At 43.8% G+C, this 641-nt stretch carries 2 protein-coding genes; both read right to left on the reverse strand.

Translation table 11 applies throughout. The annotated features are described in order from the left end of the window. Nucleotides 1-385, reverse strand: a 385-nt coding sequence (locus tag BFL47_RS19020; protein ID WP_139125886.1) for an IS3 family transposase, incomplete at its 3' end; no start/stop codon positions are given. After that, nucleotides 382-641, reverse strand: a 260-nt coding sequence (locus tag BFL47_RS19025; protein WP_069661372.1) for a transposase, incomplete at its 5' end; no start/stop codon positions are given. The genes BFL47_RS19020 and BFL47_RS19025, both read right to left, overlap by 4 nt.

Raw genomic sequence — 641 nt, forward strand, 5'->3', positions numbered from 1 at the left:
GCCACACCTGGTTGACTCTTTCAATCTGAAGCCCCCGGAGCAAATAAGGATAAAGAGTATGACCCTGATCAGGAATACTCAGCTTCTTGCTTGGATAAATGGCCATCAGCCCCATCAGGCGCATCAACCTGCGTACACGCTTGACATTGATGGTAAAACCTTCGCTCATGCACAAATAAGCACACAGTGTCACCACTCCTGTATGAGGATGTTTAAGAAAATAGGCATCAATAAATTGCATCAGCACCAGATTAAGGGCACTCTCTCCCTCCGGGACGTAATAAAAGCCTGATCGGTGAATCCCAAGCATTCCGCATTGATCGGTTATACTAAGCGTTCCACTTTTACTGACCATCATTCTTCGTTCCGGCAGGCTACACTTCATAATAACTTTTTTTTTAGCCAATCGTTCTGCATCTGAAGCTTGCCGATCTGCTCATATAATCGGGACTCATTGGCGTCATTTTCCTTATTATCGCTTTGTTTTTCGGCAAACAAAGCAGAACTATTATCCAGAAAATGCTTTTTCCAGGTGGCTATCTGCGTGGGATGGATATCATATAAAACAGCCAGCTCTGCTACTGTCTGTTGCTCTTTGATTGCTGCTATCGCTACTTTTGCTTTGAATTCTGCACTGAATT

The organism is Arcticibacter eurypsychrophilus, from assembly GCF_001730525.1.
Classification (GTDB): domain Bacteria; phylum Bacteroidota; class Bacteroidia; order Sphingobacteriales; family Sphingobacteriaceae; genus Arcticibacter; species Arcticibacter eurypsychrophilus.